Origin of the sequence: Spirosoma soli (assembly GCF_042684525.1) — a bacterium.
GTDB classification, from domain to species: Bacteria; Bacteroidota; Bacteroidia; order Cytophagales; family Spirosomataceae; genus Spirosoma; species Spirosoma soli.
In genome coordinates, this window is sequence record NZ_JBHULN010000016.1 from 1 (window position 1) to 17,892 (window position 17,892).

The following is a 17,892-nucleotide window of genomic DNA, read 5'->3' on the forward strand; positions in this document are numbered from 1 at the left end:
GGACTGGCCTCTGAATCGGCCCATGGGTCTGCAGCCCAGCCGAGCGATAGGATGTGCCAGTCCGTTTTACTTGCTGGCAAGCTACTCCATTCTTGGAATAATCTCACCCCACAAACCTAAAGGCCGAAGCGGGGTGGTTGACAAATAACTCTCCCTAATTCGCCCATTCACTCTTTCACTCATTCGACCTTTCACTCCTTCGCTCATTCGCTCCGCTTCGGCGGTCCGATTTCACTCTTTAATCAAATGAAACTATTCTTCCGCCAAACGGGCGAAACGGGGCCGGCCATTGTTATTCTGCATGGCATATTTGGTTCATCCGATAACTGGTTGACCACCAGCAAAGCCATTGCCGCACGAGGCTACCGCGTTTTCGCCCTCGATCAGCGTAATCACGGCCAGTCTCCGCACTCCGACGAACAGGATTACCAAAGCATGGCGGCTGACCTCCACGAATTTATCGTCGATCAAAAGCTTGATAAGCCTGTTCTGGTAGGCCATTCGATGGGAGGAAAAACCGTTATGCAATACGTGATGAGTTACCGTAACGACCGGTACGCCGGAGCGGGACCGCACAGTACGTTTGATAAGCTGGTGGTTGTGGACATTGCTCCTAAGTTTTACCCGGTTCATCATGCCGAAATCATACGTGGGCTGAATGCTATCGATCTGATGTCGATTGCGAACCGAAACGACGCGGACGCTATCCTGAGCAAGTACGAACCTATACTGTCGGTACGTCAGTTTCTGCTCAAAAATTTATACCGTAACGAGCAGGGGCGTTTCGACTGGCGGATCAACCTTCCGGTGATCGAGCGTGAATTGCACACCGTGGGTGAAGAACTGACTAACCCACGTATTGTGACGGAGCCAACGCTGTTTATTCGCGGGAGCGAATCACCTTACATACTAGACGAGGACATTCCCACAATCAAACGTATCTTCCCGAATGCCCAAGTCGAGACCATTCAGGGAGCCGGTCACTGGGTACAAGCAGAAAAACCCGTGGAGTTTGTAGATGTTCTAATGAAATTTGTTTCTTAACCGCAGAAGTAGCAGCGGATTACGCAGAGAAAAGAGAGTTTCTTTGTATTTTCTGTGACAACTCTGTTTCTCTGCCGGTCCGCCGGTGCGGTTTAACCACTTATGCCAACGTTATACCTCATTCCTACCCTACTCGCCGACGATACGGCTGAACAGGTCTTGCCAACCCACATCCGGGACGTCATTGACCATACGGATGCTTATTTTGTGGAGAACGTCCGCTCTGCCCGCCGGTTTATCACCAGCCTGAAAACGAATCGGGTTATTGACGAAACTACGTTTTTCGATCTGAACAAAGATACTCCACCGGCCGATACGCGTCGGCAGATTCAGGAGTTAATGGAGCGTAAACGGAACGCCGGTGTTTTGTCGGAAGCGGGTTGCCCCGGTGTAGCTGATCCAGGGGCGGTGGTCGTCAGCATGGCGCATGCGTTGGGCTGGCGCGTTGAACCATTGGTGGGTCCGTCTTCGATTCTGCTAGCCCTGATGGCATCGGGCATGAGCGGACAATCGTTTATCTTCCACGGCTATTTACCCATTGACCGACAAGACCGAGCCAGAGCCATACGGCATCTCGAAAAAGAAGCGCAGCAACGGCAGCAGACCCAGATTTTCATGGAAACGCCCTACCGGAACGACGCCCTCTTTGCCGACGTAATTGCGAATTGCCAGCCTAACACACGGCTTTGCGTTGCTAGTAACCTAACGGCGCCCGACGCGTTCGTACGTACCTTACCGGTTCGGGAGTGGAAAACGCAGGTACCCGATTTGCGCAAAAAACCAACGGTGTTTCTACTTTTGTAAGAGTAACGCGATGGTTCGTTCGCCACTGCGACGGTCCGCCAGTGCGGTGGAAACCCGCGCTCCATAGTTATCATCGCGGATTTCAGTCCGCCTTACTGCATGATCCAAACATTTGAATTTTCGCCCTTTCAGGAAAATACATACGTCATCAGCGATGACTCAACTGGCGAAGCCGTCATCATTGATCCTGGATGTTACGAGCAGGTGGAGAAAGAAGCGCTGAGCCAGTTCATCACCGACCATAAGCTGACAGTAAAATATTTATTACTCACCCATGCTCACCTCGACCACGTATTTGGCTGTGCTTACGTTAAGCGCAAATATGGTGTTAAGGCGTATCTGCATGAGTTAGACATGGTTATTTTCAATGATGTCCCAACGCGTTGTGCTCTGTATGGGCTACGAGGTTATGAGCCAAGCGAGATTGACGCGTTTCTCAAAGAGGGTGACCAATTTAAATTTGGCAATACTGTTCTGGACGTAATTTTTGTGCCGGGTCATGCACCGGGGCACGTAGCGTTTGTGAATCATGCGGATCGCTACGTAGTTGGGGGTGATGTTCTTTTTAAAGGAAGCGTCGGCCGGACTGATTTCCCCTATTGCAATCATGCCGACCTTATCAACAGCATCCGAACTCAGTTTTTCACCCTGCCCGATGATTACGTCGTTTACCCCGGCCATATGGACCCAACCACCATTGGCCAGGAGAAACGTACTAATCCCTTTGTTCGCTTATGAATCTACTCAAACACCTGCCCAATGCTATGACCTGCGGCAATCTGCTGTGTGGGTGCATTGGTTTGGTTATGGCCTTACGCGGGCATCTGGAACTGGCATCGTGGCTTATTGGCTTAGCCGCCATACTCGACTTTGGCGATGGCTTTGTCGCTCGTCTGGTCAATGTGTCAGGGCCGTTTGGTAAGGAATTGGATTCGTTGGCCGATGTCGTAACGTTTGGCGTATTGCCCGCTACAATTGTGTTTCAGCTTTGTTGGTTTCAGGAGTTAGGCTTCATTTCCTATGGCGCTTTTTTAATCGCAGTGTTGTCCGCTTTACGGTTAGCCAACTTCAACATCGATACGCGGCAGTCAGAGTCATTCATTGGCTTACCGGTTCCGGCGAATGCCATGCTGATTGCGGCTTTCCCGCTTATGGGCCGCTACCAGCCTCAGCTCGATACCATCTGGCAAAACGACATTGGCCTCGGTATGATGATTGCCTTTTCGTTCATGCTCGTCTCCGATGTACCCTTGTTTGCGCTTAAGTTCAAATCGTTCGGCTGGGCCGAAAATCGGATTAAATTCAGTTTTTTGCTGGCGTCCCTATTGCTTCTGTTATTTTTGCAGTACGCAGCCATACCGCTGATTATCCTGCTTTACATTATTGTTTCACTAATTTTTAAAGAGCGAAAGAGTGAATGAGTGAAACAGCGGCCCGTCGGTTATTGATCAGACACGGGCTGGCCTGTATTCTTTCACGCGTTCACTCATTCGCTTTTTCACTCTTTCAAAAATGAAATACATCGCCGAAATCAACATCATGACCCGTTCCGAAATTCTGGACCCGCAAGGCAAAGCCGTTAAGCTAGGGCTGCATAACCTCCAGATGGACACCATCGACAACGTTCGTATCGGTAAGCACATTCGGCTCGAAGTAGATGCAGAAAACGAAGCCAAAGCTCGGGAAACAGTTGATTCAGCTTGCCGCCAATTACTGGCGAACCTGATCATGGAAGATTATTCCTTTGAATTACGGGCAGCTTAAGGTTAGCAATTGTTTTATTCCGATACCAATAGCACAGTTGGGCACTCACGTAATATAGCCTCGGAAATAAGTACTAATTTTACCGGCTATTTTACGGTCCGCTATGCGGTCATCAACGAATGAATACGACTTACTCAAAGATCACCGGATTAGGTTATTACGTGCCTGACAATGTTGTCACAAACGATGACCTGAGACAATACATGGATACCTCCGACGCCTGGATTCAGGAGCGGACCGGCATTAAGCAACGGCGTTTTTTCACCTACGGCAAAGAGACCAATGCCAGCATGGCCACGGCGGCTTCTCGCATGGCACTCAGCCGAGCGGAACTTGAGGCCAGCGACGTTGATCTTATCGTGTACGCTACCCTTTCGCCCGACTATTACTTTCCGGGTTCAGCGTTTTTGATGCAACGCGAGCTGGGTTTAGAGGGTATTGCCGTGATCGACATTCGTCAGCAATGTTCGGGCTTCGTTTATGCCCTCTCGATTGCCGATCAGTTCATTAAAACTGGCATGTATAAGACCGTTCTGGTGGTTGGTTCCGAGATCCAGTCGACGTTGATGGATAAAACAACCGAAGGACGAGGGGTAGCCGTTATTTTTGGTGACGGCGCAGGAGCGGCCGTTGTGCAGGCCACGACTGATCCGAAACACCGCATTCTGTCAACCCATCTGCACGCGGATGGTCGTTATGCCGAAGAGCTTTACCTAAAAGATCCGGGCAGTAGCCGTCCTGATCGCTTCGTATCCACAGATATGATGGATACGGGTGGCAGTAGTGTGGTTATGAACGGTAATGCCGTGTTTAAGCATGCCGTGGTGCGGTTTATGGAGGTCATTAACGAAAGCCTCAACGCCAATGGTTATAAACCTGACGACATCTCCCTCCTAGTGCCTCACCAAGCTAACATACGTATCTCCAACTACGTACAGCAGCAAATGAACCTGCCTGAGGATAAGGTATTTAACAACATTCAGCACTACGGCAATACCACAGCGGCCTCCATCCCGATTGCCATGACCGAAGCCTTTGACCAGGGTCGCATCAAACCCGGGGACCTGATTTGCCTGGCCGCTTTTGGCAGCGGCTTTACGTGGGCATCAGCCCTGATAAAATGGTAAGGTGGTGGGTAGAGACGCAATACTATGCGTCTCTACCCACCACATCAATACGTCCCCACCGACAGCATAACCAGCGTACAAGCATCAATCGGCTCGATGCCCGTCTCACGCAGCTGTTTTGCGAATTCCGGATTCTCGGCACCAGGATTAAAAATCACCCGGCGGGGCTTTAATTGTTTGATGTAATTATAAAGCCCAGACTGATTACGGGCGCCAACGTACATGGTTACGGTATCAATATCCTGCAAGTCGGGCTGGCCTGTTCGTATCGGGTGACCAGCGATCTGCCCCTCCCGTAATCCTACTAGTTCTATGTCATGGCCATACCGAAGCAAGCTATGCGCTGCTCGGTTAGCATACCGTTGTCCATTTTCGGTGGCACCAACAATTAGCGTTTTCCCGGATTTTGTGTTTATCATATCGCCAAGTAGCTTTCTGTTGTACTTTTTTGCTTCCTTAACCAATCTGAAATGGAAGCAGTTTCTCACTCCTGAGCTCTCTAAGGACTATTTTGTTTAACCTTGGCAGTAGTTTTTCTGCTTTTACAAAACGTTTAGGTAAACATTTGTATCTATATACGTCTTTGCTTATAGCTACCAAACTGATTTTCAACGTTTTTTTTCAATAAAAAATTAACTATTTTGTTGTAGCTTTGTTAAGGTTTAGTTAAACAGATAATAGTAACAGAAAAAGTGTCATTATCGGATATTCTCTAGGCTCATAACTACCTCCAGCCATGGACGACAAGAAGAACCAAAGTTTTTGGAATGAGAAGTGGGTGCCTATTGCGTTCGAAGGTGTTGAGAACCCGCCACGCTATGAGGTTTCTAATTATGGTCGCTTACGCAGTTTTCAGTCGTCACCATCAACCCGACGAAGTGGTGTAGCAACGGAGCCTACCAGCACGCTTATTAAAGGATCAGTTATTCAGGGGTATCGATCGTTGAACATCCGATCCGAGAATAAAACGCTCAATCGTTACGTCCATAAATTGGTAGCAGAGCACTTTGTTACCCGCGATCATCCCGAACAGACGTTCGTTATCCACCTTGATCATGATAAGGTGAACAATTACTACCAGAATCTACGCTGGGTAACGAAGGAAGAAATGATTGAACACAACCGGAACAACCCAAACCTTAAGAATCGACAGATTCCCCGGCAGACCCGAAATTATAAGTTGACCGAGAGCAAGGTTAAAATCATTAAGAAGTTGTTGCGGAATGACAAAAACCGGCTGAAAATGATTGCCAAGCAGTTTGGCATTACGCACACCCAGCTCAACCGAATTCGATCGGGCGAGAACTGGAAACATGTAACCATTGAAGAAGAGGTTCTTAGCCAATCTTCTAAGAGCTAAAAGATAATGATTAGAGCGGTGCTCTATCTTTTAAGTGATGTTTGAGATTTCAGCTACAGCCGATCGGGTTTCCTGACCGGCTGGCTTTTTTATGGCCATCAGGGTTGACTAACTGATGAGCTCGTAACCGTCGGAATAGAGATGCCTGCCAGAGGCAGCGATACAAAGAAAGAGGTGCCGACGTTTTCGACTGTCTCGAACCAAATAGTGCCGCCCGCATGTTCAACCCCGCGTTTAGCAATGGCTAAGCCAAGCCCTGACCCGCCCCGTTTCGTACTGAAGTTTGGCAGGAACACCTTAGCGCGGATTGCCTCCGGAATACCCGCCCCGTTGTCATGAATCTCGATCTGTACTTCGTCAGACTTTGTGTATAGGCGCAGGTCAAGCTGGGGCTTACGGTCGGAAGGTACGGACTGAATACCGTTAATTAACAGATTGGTTATGATACGTCCAATCAGTTGTCGGTCGCCAATGGCCATCACCGGGCCGACCGTAATTTGGCGCCGGACGGATATGCGGTTATCGTCGGCGTATAAATCGGCAGCTTTATTAAGCACGGAGGTTACCTCGAAAATCTCATTCTTAGGGAGGGGCATCTTCGCAAAGTCAGAAAACGAGGTAGCAATGTCGCTCAGGTTATCAATCTGATCCAGAAGGGAATCAAAAGTTCGTTGAATGACCCGCCGAGTGGCCAGATCACTCGCTCCAATCGACGATTCGCTCGCGTTTGGAAACGTGCGCTGCAAATGCTGCAATGTCAGCTTCATCGGGGTCAGCGGATTCTTGATCTCGTGAGCCACCTGTTTTGCCATCTCCCGCCAGGCCGATTGTTTTTCATTCTGCGCCAACGCCAATTTGCTTTCTTCCAGCTTAACAAGCATCCGGTTATACTCCCGAATCAGCAAACCAATCTCGTCGTCGGAATGCCAGGGTAACGGGTCGTTCGGGCGGTCCAGGTTAGTTTTTCTAATCTTTTGCGTCAACAGCCGCAAGGGCTTGGTTAACACATGCGATGCGAAGTAAGACAGAATCAGAAAGAACAGGAATAAGCCAGTGAAAATGCTGAGCGCCGAAGCAATAACCTCAATAATCTGGCGGTCGAGTTCAGGGCGGGCGTAGAAGTAAGGGATGCTTAACACACCTAACAATCGCCCGTCATACGATTTAATGCCTGCATAAGCTGTTCGGTACTCTTTGCTTCCCAGCGATTCATTCAGCAGAATCTGGTTTTCTTTATCTTCAATGACGTGAATGTAAGCCTGGGGATTGATGTGCTTAGAAAGATACCCACTTTCGTAAATGAGCGGGCGAGTTGAGGTATACAGGCGTCCCTGCGTGTCAAACAAGTTAATGTCGATGCTGGCATCGCGAGCAATCTTGCTCAACTCCTCTTCCATCGACGCCTTACTCCGTTTTTTAGCCTGTAAATGTTCATCCAGGTAATTCACAAAGTTGGCGGCAATATTACGGGTGTTGCTGATGTATGTGCTCTCCTGATTGGTGATGTAGTTCGAGCTAATCACGCTCAGGATAATAACGATTACCAACAGCAGTGGTAGAAAAAATGCCACATTCAGCAGAATCTGAATACGGGTTGAGTAATTGATGTTGAACTCTGAAAAGCCGTAGTTGATGGCGTAGGCGATGATGACAACAATAACTGTCAGGACCAGCAGTAGGTACAGAAATGAGAAATTAGAAAATATATTTCGAAATGGGTACTCTGCAGACGAAACCACGACAATGCGGCCATCACTTCCCCGCTTTGCTACGTGCTGATAATTGTTGGCAACAATGCCTTCTGAAAACAAAGTTGGATTGCTTAATAAAGCTACCGGGAATTTGCGCTCATAGTTATAGCTACCATTGCTGTTGAGCGTTCGATACCGCGGCTGATTGCTTCCGCGCGGATCAGACTTTAGCGAACCAGCAGTGGGACGGCTACTGAAGATAGCATAACTGTACTCCTGTGTGTCAAAATTTTGAATGAACTTCGTATCGACCAGCAGTTCCGGATAAACACTTTTGGGCCGCTCGTTCCGGAGTCGCAAGTCGAGCACAACGTAGCCAACGGTGTCTTCCTTAGCAATGGCATCTCCACTTTGCAATGATGCTGGATTTGGTTGCCGAATCGCCGTAAAACACAGGTATTGCTTAATGAATTCGTTACTGACTTCATTGACAAAATAAACACCAGGGTACTCCGTCTTATAGGTAGGCTGGCTGTAACGAGCCATCAGTGTAGCCAATGACTTAGCCCCCGGACTGATGTCGAGCGGTTGGCCGTTTGCACGAAACGAAAAAACTTCAATGTCGTATTTGTCGAAGTATTTGTCCAGATACACACTCTTGATTCGTTGTTGAATGCGTTCGCGGACGAGCAACGTATCTGTTCGCAGGGAGCGAGCAATGTCCGTGTCTTTCGAGATCGACTCCTGAGCTTTACTCATCAAAAACTCGCCAAACTCATCATTCTCAGCCAACAGCTGCGCGGCAAATTCGCGTTCGTGAACTAGTTGCTTTTTAATCTCCTGGTTATAGACTACGCTCGCAGTTGTGACTGCACAGACGAAAGCTGCCAGAAAAAAGTAGATTGATGTTTTATAGCGAAACGTATACAATGTTTTCGGCAACTGGCTGAGATAGGCAATCAGGAAGTAGAAGCCATTTAACAGAAACACCCAATCCAACGGCCATCCCAAAACCGCCAAAAAACCGGTTACCAACACTGTTCCAATAAGAATGATGATAACACCACGGCCCAGGTTGCTCATTCGATTGTAGCGCAAAAAGAGGCTAGCAAGCAAGTGGGTTATCAGAAAGTAGATGATTGAGATGGTTATAAAAACCAGCAGGCAAACTACTTTAAGCAGCGAAAATTGGATGCTGAGGGTTATATCAAGCGTAAACTGTGACTTCTCATAGATGTTATTCAGCTCAACATAACACAACGAGAACACTACGTAACTCAACACAACGCATCCCAGCGACAGAATAGCCTTCAGCCAACTGGGTAGGCGTACCACAAATGCGTAACTCCGGGAATGATAGTAGTGATTAACCCAATAAAACGCCAGAATGGCTACAACTATAACATTCAGCAGCAGATCGCCCAGAGAAGGCACTAGTACTGATGACGCATAAAATTTAGGATTAAACAGGTCTGATTCGATAAACAGAAACGGAACGCCGAAGTAAAGCATTACCCCCCGAAGCAATACCAGATAGACCGCTAAACCAATAAAACCCAGCTCATACTGACGCCGTCGCTTCAGCTTCCGCATTAACTGAATTACATACAGCCCCAGAAAGATGACTCCTAACGTAGCAAGGATGACGGTGTTGACCGGCGTAGAATGGTTTCGATAATCATCAATCTTGGGAGGAACTACCGAAAACAGGAATACGGACGAATTATCGTAAATCGAATGGAAAGTGTTCTGCCGCTGCTCAGTAATTAACTGAGGATCAAGCGAGAATATCTCTGTGTTGTAACCAGTTTGCAAATAGGCATTGTTACTGCGGTAATAATGGTAAATGTTTACGAGCGAGAACACATCTACCGTATCGGCCCCTTTGGCTATCCGCTGATGACTAACGATGTACCGTCCCTGATCAAAATCGATCAACCTTGGAGTTTTTACCGAGGCAACCCGGCTAAAGCTTGGAATGAAGCGGTAATCAGACCAGAAAAGAAGCCGGCGATTCTGATACACGAAGTAAGGGTACTTCGTTGGGATGTTAAGGTCAGAAAAAGAAGGTTTCGGTTTGTACTTCAGTATCGACGCTACGGAGTGTAACTCGCTGGTACTGATTTGCATTTCTTCTTTAACCCGTTGTTGAACAGCACTTAAATACTGCTCTTCGGTGGCGCCGGGTGCGTTCTGCTCCAAAAAAAGGAAGCACAAAACAGACAGACCAACAGCCAAAACTGCCAGCAGTAGAAAAATATGTTCTTCGATACGCTTCAAAATACTGGAGTAAATTTCTTGTTAGAACCAGACCTAAAATCATGCCAGTTTTACTAACTGTAGGCTGTATTCTGCATTAAGCATACTTATTTTACTTACCCTTCGGGTTGACTACCAAGACAATGGCGAAGTTATTTAATGCGTTGAACGAACGTCTCCGTGCTTTTCAACCGTGTAGCCGCCCGGTTCGTAGCCAATTTCTGCGCCCAATACATAAAGCAAATGCTTACGGTCAATAATGACACGGACCCCTTCCACGTTATACACTTCGTCGGCGGGACCGGGCAGGTCGAACCCTAACAACCAGGATGACCCACAACCTCCTCCACGAACGCCCACGCGTAAACCATAGTCTGCTGGAATCTTGTTTGCCTGTAACGTATCAATTATTTGTTGCCGCGCTTCGGGCCGTACACGGACCGGATTATCAAGTGTCATTACGCTAAGTTTATTCAAAGTATTGTTTAGATATTTAGTATTTACTATACCTATAACATGAAAACTAAATACCTATAAATCAGAAACTTCTTAACCAAAGTTACTTTTTTTTAATCAAACAACGTTGTTCTTTACATGGATCTACTCAGTGATTTTCTAAAGTTGATTGTGCCGGCCGGTTTAGTCTTATATGGCATGTACTTAACCGTCAAATTATTGCTCGAACGCGAAGCTGATCGACATCGGTATGAAGTAAAAACGCGCTATGCTGAAACTGTAGTCCCCATACGCCTGCAAGCTTATGAACGAATGGTGCTTTTTCTGGAACGTATCAGCCCAAACAATTTATTGGTACGGTTAGGCAGTAGCTCAACGACTGTCATTGAGTTTCAACAACGTCTCCTGCAAGAGATTCGGGACGAGTACAATCATAACCTATCGCAGCAGGTATATATGAGTCAGCCCGTTTGGGACCAGATTCAGGCAGCTATGAATGAGGTTACAACTCTCATCAACCAGGCCTCCGGCGACACTCGCCCCGACGCGCCAGCGCTTGATCTGTCTAAACGAATTTTTGAGCGGATTATTCAGAAAGAAAAACAGCCTACCTCCGATGCGCTTAAGGCGGTAAAAGAAGAAATTCAGGCCATGTTCATGTAACACAGCGGGAAACAGTCAGTCAGCAAATAACATGTTTACATTTGTTTGCTGACTGTTCCGTTTTAGAATACGCCCGCCGACAGGGCCATAGCCTTTTGAAATGCAGCCTGGTTAATGCCAAGATCAATTCCTTCCTGAGCCAGCGTCTGCAAAATCTCTTCGGTTGGCATGTTGCCAGTGAGCGTATCAGTAGCCAGTGGACACCCGCCAAACCCACGCAATGCTCCATCCATCCGCTGCACACCAGCCCGAACAGCAGCACGCACTTTGTTGGGTGCTTCGCCCGGCAGCGTGTGCAAATGAGCGCCAAACTCAACCTGCGGAAACGCCAGAATCAACTGCTGAAACAATTCCTCTATAGTGTCGGCTGTAGATGAACCTACGGTGTCTGATGGCGCAATAATCGTGATGCCCATCTGCACGAGTCGCTCCGTAAGCTCGACGACAAGCGCCAAACTATACGGGTCACCATATGGGTTGCCAAATCCCATCGACAGGTAAATAACCAGTTCCTTACCGGCTCCCGCGCATAAACGTTGCATCTCGCCCACGTCATCAAATGCCTGCGCAATTGATTTATTGGTGTTACGTTGCTGGAATGTTTCGGAAACAGATAGTGGAAAGCCAACGTACTGAATTTGCGGATAACTGACCGCCTGTTCGGCCCCGCGCCGGTTAGCCACAATGGCTAGCAATTTGGTTCTGGTTTGGGACAGATTAAGACCGGCCAACACCTGAGCCGTATCCTGCATTTGGGGAACCGCTTTCGGCGATACAAAACTCCCAAAGTCGAGTGTATCGAAACCAACCTCAAGTAGCGCATTCAGGTACCGGATTTTAAGGTCAGTTGGTACAAAGTGGTCCAACCCCTGCATAGCATCGCGAGGGCATTCAACGAGTTTCATCGGCGAACGGGTTGACGAGTGAGGATGGCTAGTACTACCATTACAATGGCACAAATGGCCAGTCCACCGGCTTCGCGGGCCATTTCGATGTTCAGGCTGCGCATGCCCACTTCACTGAACAAAAAACCTTCGAATATGGGAGGCCACTGGTAATACGCTGCGACAAAGTAAATGAGTGCCATTGCAGCAAAGAACCACCACCTACCAACACCCGCGTAGGCCATAAAACAGGCCATGGCAGCAAAGCCATAGATCGGAATCCAGACTTCAGGGTCGGGGTCGTTATATTGAAAAGCCGCAAACAGGGTGAACAAAAGCCCAAAAACAATAGAAAGAATTTTAAGCATTTTAATGAGAACGTGAGTGAGAGTAAAGCAGTGTGTTGAGTAATAACGTACATCTGTTGCTAACTGAACTACAGCTCACCCTTTTTATTGCTAAATTAATCTGTTTGCAAAGAAAGCTACTTCCGGCTTACACAGAGAGACTCGTGTGTATTTAAAGGCTTCAGGAGGTATCCCTCTTACGTAGAAACATCGCAAGCAAGGTCTTAAAGCCACACAATGGCCAATGAATTACTACGAACTCACTATAGCCTTACCAATTTAAGGCACTAGCCTGCACATGTCCCAAAAATAGGTGTCTTTGTCCGAAAAGTGGGTGCCTTTGCTACTGTGAAGCCGCAATTTTGCTACTGTCAATGACGCATAAGCACAACGTTATCAATGGCTACAACGTGTTGATTGACAGGCCGAAGCCGAAAAGCCTTAATCGAGTAGGCACACAAACCTTCCTCTTTTTGATCAGTATGGGCTTCCTACAACTCATTCCGGCCGATAAACTGGCCGCTCTTTACGACACTAGTTCACGCCAACTGCGACTTTTTGCGAAAGGTAATGCGCAGCAGTTCACGAGCGGTATTTCGTTCTACCGAGATCCGCAATTTGTTGGTGGCTTAAAATTTGACCTGCAAGGATGGGTGGGGCCACTGGGTACCGGCCAGGAACCGTACACCAAAACCCAAAATTTTAGTATTCAGCTGCCTTCGCCGGTGATCAACTCCAAATCGGTTATCATCGCTGATGCCAATCATCCCGAGGGTGTCCAGGTTGAGATTCACTACACAGGTTTGGGCACAACGGCGGCTGATCTCAACGGAGCGGGTGAGTTTTGGGCTATCCCCGCTGCTGAGGTAGCGCCTACTCAGCTACCGGGTCAGGAAACTATTCGGGCCTTGTTCAAAGAACCGTTTTCAATTAAACAGTCGGCGGGCGTATCAAAACAAGGAGGTTCCGTTGACATTAAGTTCGACCCAGCTTTTCTGGAGTTGACTGATGCGGGCATTCAGGGGGGCGACATTGCCTGGACGTTTAATTCGCTGCAAATGGGCAATACCCAGGTGATTGTCACCATTTTTGGCGGCATCGCCAAGTTTGTCATGCAGCGGGTTTACGACGTTACTATTTTCGTATTAGCCGATGCAAAACCGGCTACAGATACGTTGATCCTGAATTTCTTAGGCCGGGTTAACATTGCCATGCGGCTAATTCGTGAGCAATATCCCGATGCGCAACTATACGAAGTACAGGCAACGGGTAAACGCCCATCTACCAACCCGAATGATATCTCCCAATTGAAAGTTGTTTGCCGGGCCGGTAAAGGTACGGCAATAATCAGCTCAACAGGCTGGGGAGAGTTTGGTCCGGTGAGTTACGTTGACCAGCCCTGGCTGGAAGACGTAGTGATTAACTGGCCGGTCAGTATGGACCTGAGCGAAGCCGATTCGCTGCTGAAACAAGCTGGTTTTACTGGTTCATACGGCAACGTAACCCTCCGACATCCGCTGTATCCAGGCGTCGATGAGCCCTACTACATTTTCGGCATGACCTCTGGTCAGTACGTGTTCGTCGGTGTCAACGATAAGAAAGTAACCGTCAATCGGGCGGGCCAGCCGACCGTAGTTGACCAACAGCAAGCCACGGCTTAAGACCACAAACCCATTCTACCTTCCTCTTTTTATTAGCAGTCGTTAGGCAGTCAACCGCCTAACGACTGTAATATCCTTGCATCGTTAAAGCGGCCCAGTTAGTAAATACGATTACAGCGAGCAAGGAGCGTTATGCTAACCGGTTAACCAGCTATTGAATACGTAAGACAGCCTGGCGTGGTTATAGATTATTTCGTATGATCTATAACCACGCCAGGCTATTAATTGTCCTGACAAATGCCTAATCGCTTAGTATTTAATGCCTCTGTCGAGAACAGTCGAAAATAGGCTTGGTGGTATAGCAGCTCCATGATGTCGACTAGTCAGAACTTAGAAGCCAGGACACTACCTCGTACGTAATAAGTTTTGAGTATTTACAAAAAACGCTCATATTACGCAAATCCTCAATCTTATCCTTTGAATGGAACATTTCCTCACTATCAGTGCACTAGCAATAGTGTTAAGTGCACTATTATGGCTTATTTGGTATACCAATTTTCGCCATCGAGAGTCTCTCTCCAATAAAATAAAGCGTATACAAGAGCAACCCACCCATGATTGGTCACCCGATTTTTTGGGCAAGTTTCGCCATCAAACAGACCCGCTAGCTGATCAGGTTATTACTGATATTCTTAAGCTCGGAGAAGAAAATCTGGTAAATCAGTTGTTGCAGGAACTGACCCAAAATAGCGATGGCTTACCCCAAAACTTACCGCCCGAAGTAAAGGCCTACTTTGACCGCACCGCCCATTTGCCAGCCTGGGCCGATCGGGAATTGATTGCGTTAGGACAGGATGTCTTCGCCCGGCACGGTATGCTAATTAGCATGATTCTGTCCTGCAAGTCGCTACCTCAGACCTACGTATGCGCTAATGGTGCCATGGTTCTCTACAAAACGGGCCGGCTTGGTGAGCAACGGGGTCAAATGGAGGCCTATACTCACCGGATCGTCGAAACCGCTCAGTTTGTGGTAAATGTCATGTCGCCGGGTGGATTATCGGCTTACGGAAATGGAATTCGTACCACGCAAAAAGTACGATTGATTCATGCCACCATTCGCTACTTCATTCGCAAATACGGTTGGGATAGCGCTCTTTATGGGGAGCCCATCAATCAGGAAGACATGGCTGGTACGCTGATGGCCTTCTCTGCCCTTGTGCTGGAAGGCCTGGAAAAACTTAATGTGCAGCTTACAGCGGCAGAGAAAGAGGCTTACATACACTGCTGGCGTATTGTGGGTCATATCATGGGCGTTGACGAGCAGCTGATTCCGAATAATTTATTAGATGGCTTCAAGCTGGGCTATGCGATCATGAATCACCAGATGGCCGAAAGCGTTCAGGGAAAGGCGCTCGCTACCGCCTTGGTCGCCTTTAAGGAAACCATCTCACCCGAGGGTAAGCTGATTGGCATGGTACCAGAAATGATCCGTTTTATGGTCGGCGATGAGATTGCAACCATGCTGGGCGTAGTGGCCGATCCGATTCGTGAGCAAGAGGCAAAGCGACGCGCCCGTGAAATGGCCGGCATAGCCGAAACGATTGAGCACGCTACTTTTTGGTCAGGACCCATTGCCAACCTCATGAGCAAACTCATGCTGGAGGGCATGTTAGTGTACATGGGTCGGGGCCAGCGCATTCGCTTTCAACTTCCTGAATCGCTCCGAAACGACTGGCGCCTGCAAACCCCTCAAGCAACCATTAAGTCATGAATCAGCCTTTAATCAATGTGGCCGACTACCCTCCACTGGGCCTGGCGCTGAACGGGATCGGGTGTTTGTTTTGGGTAGTCGCTTATGCTGTGCTGATCTGGAACATCCGACAAAAGAAGTTTGTTGAAATGCCCGCCTACGTAGCCTGCGCCAACATAGGTTGGGAATTTGTCTGGAGCTTCATCTATCAACCCGATACGGGTCTGCTGTATGCTTTGAGTTACCAGGCGGCTTTTCTGCTGGACTGTTATATTTTCTACTCACTACTGCGATACGGCACTAAACAGCCAATGGCGAAAGGGCTACAGCATCATTTCCGGCTATTCTGCCTGTTTAACTTCGGGTTCTGGATCTTTTTCTGTTACTTCTACAAGAACGAAGGCTTCGACACGGCCATTGGCGCTAACTCTGGTTATATCATCAATGTCATTCTGTCGATACAGTGTGTTATGCTTCTGTTGCAAACGCACGATACTCAACAATTTTCGAAGGTATTGGCGATTGCTAAAATGCTTGGTACCGGCCTCATCAGCGCGTCAATGTTTGTGCTGTACCCCACCAATCACTTCGTTCAGTTTTTGGGAGCAACCTGCTTGGTAGTAGATAATGTGTACATCTATCTGTTGTGGACCAGACACCGCACTTTTCGGCCAGCTCAAAAGCATACGCAGTATGTTAACTAAACTAATCAGTTATTTCATTCCTGAAGCGGCCCACCAGACCACCGAATCGCTCCGCTCGGCCCGCATTATGGTTAGCGTGTTCCTGGTAACAGGGGTACTCAACTTTCTGTTTATCAACGTCGCATCAATGGCTCAGTTCCGTTTTGTCGATTACATTTTACTGGCTAACGGAGTCATTTGTTTGCTGATGGCTTTCCTGCTCAGACAGGGCACACCGCCCCTCCTATGCGCGAACCTATATCAACTGAATGAATGGGTCGGCACAGTAAGCACGATCTGGGTTGCCGGCGGTTTGCATTCGACAAGCACGGCTGGCCTATTATTGACGCCCATGACGTCGATGCTGATTGCCGGTCGACGAAGCGCTACAGTTTGGTTGTTCGTCTCAATTGCCTCATTAGGTTTCATTTATTGGTATGAAGTTGCCGTAGCACCACTTCCCGAACTGTTCGACCGGAATCAGCGATATCGGCTCATGTTATTCAATATGATCGGTATCATGGCCGCTTTGTTTGTAAATACGCTGGTTTTCGACATCGAGAAAGAACGGGCCATCAATAATCTGATAGCTAAAAACGAAGAGCTAAAAACCGCCCAGCAGCAACTGATTCAAACCGAGAAGCTGGCGGCCCTGGGCGAACTGACGGCTGGCGTAGCCCACGAAATCCGCAATCCGTTGAACTTCGTTAACAACTTCGCCGAGTTATCAGTAGCGTTAGTTCAGGAGTTAAAGGCGGGGGTAGAGACGGATCAGACAGCACGGACGCAAACGGTACTTACTTTACTGAGCGATAACCTAACCAAAATTGCGCACCACGGCAAACGAGCTACGTCGATTGTCAAAAGCATGCTTTTACACAGCCGTGCCGACGTCGGTGCCAAGCGCCCAACAGACCTCAATGGCCTGGCCAACGAGTACCTCTATCTAGCCTATCATGGGCTGCGGGCCAAAGACAAAAGCTTCACTGCCAGGTTGACCACCGAGTTCGATCCGGCTACCGGTCGCGTTTACTGCGTGCCTCAGGAACTAGGTCGAGTCTTATTAAATCTGTACAACAACGCCTTCTACGCAGTTCAACAAAAGCAGCGCACCATTGGCAGCGCCTACGAACCCGAAGTCGTCGTGACAACCCGGCGTTCCAGTAAGGGGGTCGAGGTACTCGTTCGGGACAACGGGTCTGGCATAGCTCCGGGTGTGCAGACAAAAATTTTTCAGCCTTTTTTTTCGACTAAGCCAACCGGCCAGGGCACTGGTTTAGGCTTATCCATCGGCTACGATATTGTAACGAAAGGCCACGGAGGGGAGTTGACCGTCGAATCCGTTGACGGCGAGTTTACCCAGTTTAGAATCTGCCTACCCATAAATAATGCCAGCACATAATACAGTCTTTGGCTGTCGATGGTCGGCAAGGTATTCTTTCAACGATTGTTTTAACAA

Annotated in this window: 17 protein-coding genes; 12 read left to right on the forward strand and 5 right to left on the reverse strand. The window is 48.2% G+C overall.

Annotation, left to right across the window (positions count from 1 at the left end; translation table 11 throughout):
* Nucleotides 1-246 precede the first annotated feature (246 nt).
* From ACFSUS_RS21260 to ACFSUS_RS21285, 6 genes are all read left to right on the forward strand, one after another.
* Entirely contained in the window at nucleotides 247-1,044 is a 798-nt protein-coding gene (locus tag ACFSUS_RS21260; RefSeq protein ID WP_381525766.1) for an alpha/beta fold hydrolase, read from the forward strand.
* A 102-nt stretch (nucleotides 1,045-1,146) separates the two neighbouring features.
* Nucleotides 1,147-1,848: an SAM-dependent methyltransferase gene (locus tag ACFSUS_RS21265; RefSeq protein WP_381525767.1), complete on the forward strand. Its 702-nt coding sequence runs from the start codon at nucleotides 1,147-1,149 to the stop codon at nucleotides 1,846-1,848.
* A gap of 99 nt (nucleotides 1,849-1,947) precedes the next feature.
* Nucleotides 1,948-2,586 carry an MBL fold metallo-hydrolase gene (locus ACFSUS_RS21270; protein WP_381525768.1) on the forward strand — a complete coding sequence of 213 codons (639 nt, stop codon included), beginning with the start codon at nucleotides 1,948-1,950 and terminating at the stop codon, nucleotides 2,584-2,586.
* A complete protein-coding gene (pssA, locus tag ACFSUS_RS21275) occupies nucleotides 2,583-3,269 on the forward strand; it encodes a CDP-diacylglycerol--serine O-phosphatidyltransferase (protein WP_381525769.1) in 687 nt (228 codons plus the stop codon). The genes ACFSUS_RS21270 and pssA overlap by 4 nt, the downstream gene beginning before the upstream one ends.
* Before the next feature lie 91 nt (nucleotides 3,270-3,360).
* Nucleotides 3,361-3,612 (forward strand): phosphoribosylformylglycinamidine synthase subunit PurS, encoded by a 252-nt coding sequence (purS, locus tag ACFSUS_RS21280; protein WP_381525770.1) that lies wholly within the window; start codon nucleotides 3,361-3,363, stop codon nucleotides 3,610-3,612.
* 119 nt (nucleotides 3,613-3,731) lie between these two features.
* On the forward strand, nucleotides 3,732-4,739 hold the full coding sequence (locus tag ACFSUS_RS21285) for a 3-oxoacyl-ACP synthase III family protein (protein WP_381525771.1): 1,008 nt from the start codon (nucleotides 3,732-3,734) through the stop codon (nucleotides 4,737-4,739).
* 44 nt (nucleotides 4,740-4,783) lie between these two features.
* Here ACFSUS_RS21285 and ACFSUS_RS21290 read toward each other — a convergent pair whose 3' ends face one another.
* Nucleotides 4,784-5,158, reverse strand: a complete 375-nt coding sequence (locus ACFSUS_RS21290; RefSeq protein ID WP_381525772.1) for a CoA-binding protein — start codon at nucleotides 5,156-5,158, stop codon at nucleotides 4,784-4,786.
* Nucleotides 5,159-5,475: 317 nt separating this feature from the next.
* Here ACFSUS_RS21290 and ACFSUS_RS21295 point away from each other — a divergent pair, with 317 nt between their 5' ends.
* Complete coding sequence (locus tag ACFSUS_RS21295) at nucleotides 5,476-6,099, forward strand: HNH endonuclease (protein ID WP_381525773.1); 624 nt, start codon at nucleotides 5,476-5,478, stop codon at nucleotides 6,097-6,099.
* 98 nt (nucleotides 6,100-6,197) lie between these two features.
* On the opposite strand, the gene ACFSUS_RS21300 is transcribed toward ACFSUS_RS21295, so the two are convergent.
* Together ACFSUS_RS21300 and ACFSUS_RS21305 are read right to left on the reverse strand one after the other, a co-directional pair.
* Nucleotides 6,198-10,070 (reverse strand): sensor histidine kinase, encoded by a 3,873-nt coding sequence (locus ACFSUS_RS21300; RefSeq protein ID WP_381525774.1) that lies wholly within the window; start codon nucleotides 10,068-10,070, stop codon nucleotides 6,198-6,200.
* Nucleotides 10,071-10,205: 135 nt separating this feature from the next.
* Nucleotides 10,206-10,508: an iron-sulfur cluster assembly accessory protein gene (locus ACFSUS_RS21305; protein ID WP_381525775.1), complete on the reverse strand. Its 303-nt coding sequence runs from the start codon at nucleotides 10,506-10,508 to the stop codon at nucleotides 10,206-10,208.
* Between the two features lie 135 nt (nucleotides 10,509-10,643).
* On the opposite strand from ACFSUS_RS21305, the gene ACFSUS_RS21310 reads away from it, so the two are divergent.
* The gene (locus ACFSUS_RS21310) at nucleotides 10,644-11,168 is read left to right on the forward strand and encodes a DUF7935 family protein (RefSeq protein ID WP_381525776.1); all 525 of its coding nucleotides are present in this window, start codon (nucleotides 10,644-10,646) and stop codon (nucleotides 11,166-11,168) included.
* A gap of 62 nt (nucleotides 11,169-11,230) precedes the next feature.
* On the opposite strand, the gene ACFSUS_RS21315 is transcribed toward ACFSUS_RS21310, so the two are convergent.
* Both ACFSUS_RS21315 and ACFSUS_RS21320 read right to left on the reverse strand, forming a co-directional pair.
* Nucleotides 11,231-12,073 (reverse strand): hydroxymethylglutaryl-CoA lyase, encoded by an 843-nt coding sequence (locus tag ACFSUS_RS21315; protein ID WP_381525777.1) that lies wholly within the window; start codon nucleotides 12,071-12,073, stop codon nucleotides 11,231-11,233.
* Complete coding sequence (locus ACFSUS_RS21320) at nucleotides 12,070-12,420, reverse strand: transmembrane 220 family protein (protein ID WP_381525778.1); 351 nt, start codon at nucleotides 12,418-12,420, stop codon at nucleotides 12,070-12,072. The genes ACFSUS_RS21315 and ACFSUS_RS21320 overlap by 4 nt, the downstream gene beginning before the upstream one ends.
* Nucleotides 12,421-12,773: 353 nt before the next feature.
* Between ACFSUS_RS21320 and ACFSUS_RS21325 the strand changes: the two genes are divergently transcribed.
* From ACFSUS_RS21325 to ACFSUS_RS21340, 4 genes are all read left to right on the forward strand, one after another.
* The gene (locus tag ACFSUS_RS21325) at nucleotides 12,774-14,060 is read left to right on the forward strand and encodes a hypothetical protein (protein WP_381525779.1); all 1,287 of its coding nucleotides are present in this window, start codon (nucleotides 12,774-12,776) and stop codon (nucleotides 14,058-14,060) included.
* Nucleotides 14,061-14,634: 574 nt separating this feature from the next.
* Entirely contained in the window at nucleotides 14,635-15,771 is a 1,137-nt protein-coding gene (locus ACFSUS_RS21330) for an oxygenase MpaB family protein (protein ID WP_381525780.1), read from the forward strand.
* The gene (locus ACFSUS_RS21335) at nucleotides 15,768-16,454 is read left to right on the forward strand and encodes a transmembrane-type terpene cyclase (RefSeq protein WP_381525781.1); all 687 of its coding nucleotides are present in this window, start codon (nucleotides 15,768-15,770) and stop codon (nucleotides 16,452-16,454) included. Before ACFSUS_RS21330 ends, ACFSUS_RS21335 begins: the two co-directional genes overlap by 4 nt.
* Nucleotides 16,444-17,835: a sensor histidine kinase gene (locus ACFSUS_RS21340; RefSeq protein WP_381525782.1), complete on the forward strand. Its 1,392-nt coding sequence runs from the start codon at nucleotides 16,444-16,446 to the stop codon at nucleotides 17,833-17,835. Before ACFSUS_RS21335 ends, ACFSUS_RS21340 begins: the two co-directional genes overlap by 11 nt.
* Nucleotides 17,836-17,892: the final 57 nt, after the last annotated feature.

What these genes read in the sequence shown, in the direction of transcription:
- ACFSUS_RS21320 (WP_381525778.1), bottom strand. Translation starts at nt 12,420, where the DNA reads ATGCTTAAAATTCTTTCTATTGTTTTTGGGCTTTTGTTCACCCTGTTT.
- ACFSUS_RS21305 (WP_381525775.1), bottom strand. Translation starts at nt 10,508, where the DNA reads ATGACACTTGATAATCCGGTCCGTGTACGGCCCGAAGCGCGGCAACAA.
- ACFSUS_RS21310 (WP_381525776.1), top strand. Translation starts at nt 10,644, where the DNA reads ATGGATCTACTCAGTGATTTTCTAAAGTTGATTGTGCCGGCCGGTTTA.
- ACFSUS_RS21295 (WP_381525773.1), top strand. Translation starts at nt 5,476, where the DNA reads ATGGACGACAAGAAGAACCAAAGTTTTTGGAATGAGAAGTGGGTGCCT.
- ACFSUS_RS21270 (WP_381525768.1), top strand. Translation starts at nt 1,948, where the DNA reads ATGATCCAAACATTTGAATTTTCGCCCTTTCAGGAAAATACATACGTC.
- ACFSUS_RS21260 (WP_381525766.1), top strand. Translation starts at nt 247, where the DNA reads ATGAAACTATTCTTCCGCCAAACGGGCGAAACGGGGCCGGCCATTGTT.
- ACFSUS_RS21340 (WP_381525782.1), top strand. Translation starts at nt 16,444, where the DNA reads ATGTTAACTAAACTAATCAGTTATTTCATTCCTGAAGCGGCCCACCAG.
- ACFSUS_RS21335 (WP_381525781.1), top strand. Translation starts at nt 15,768, where the DNA reads ATGAATCAGCCTTTAATCAATGTGGCCGACTACCCTCCACTGGGCCTG.
- ACFSUS_RS21290 (WP_381525772.1), bottom strand. Translation starts at nt 5,158, where the DNA reads ATGATAAACACAAAATCCGGGAAAACGCTAATTGTTGGTGCCACCGAA.
- ACFSUS_RS21265 (WP_381525767.1), top strand. Translation starts at nt 1,147, where the DNA reads ATGCCAACGTTATACCTCATTCCTACCCTACTCGCCGACGATACGGCT.
- pssA (WP_381525769.1), top strand. Translation starts at nt 2,583, where the DNA reads ATGAATCTACTCAAACACCTGCCCAATGCTATGACCTGCGGCAATCTG.
- purS (WP_381525770.1), top strand. Translation starts at nt 3,361, where the DNA reads ATGAAATACATCGCCGAAATCAACATCATGACCCGTTCCGAAATTCTG.
- ACFSUS_RS21325 (WP_381525779.1), top strand. Translation starts at nt 12,774, where the DNA reads ATGACGCATAAGCACAACGTTATCAATGGCTACAACGTGTTGATTGAC.
- ACFSUS_RS21285 (WP_381525771.1), top strand. Translation starts at nt 3,732, where the DNA reads ATGAATACGACTTACTCAAAGATCACCGGATTAGGTTATTACGTGCCT.
- ACFSUS_RS21315 (WP_381525777.1), bottom strand. Translation starts at nt 12,073, where the DNA reads ATGAAACTCGTTGAATGCCCTCGCGATGCTATGCAGGGGTTGGACCAC.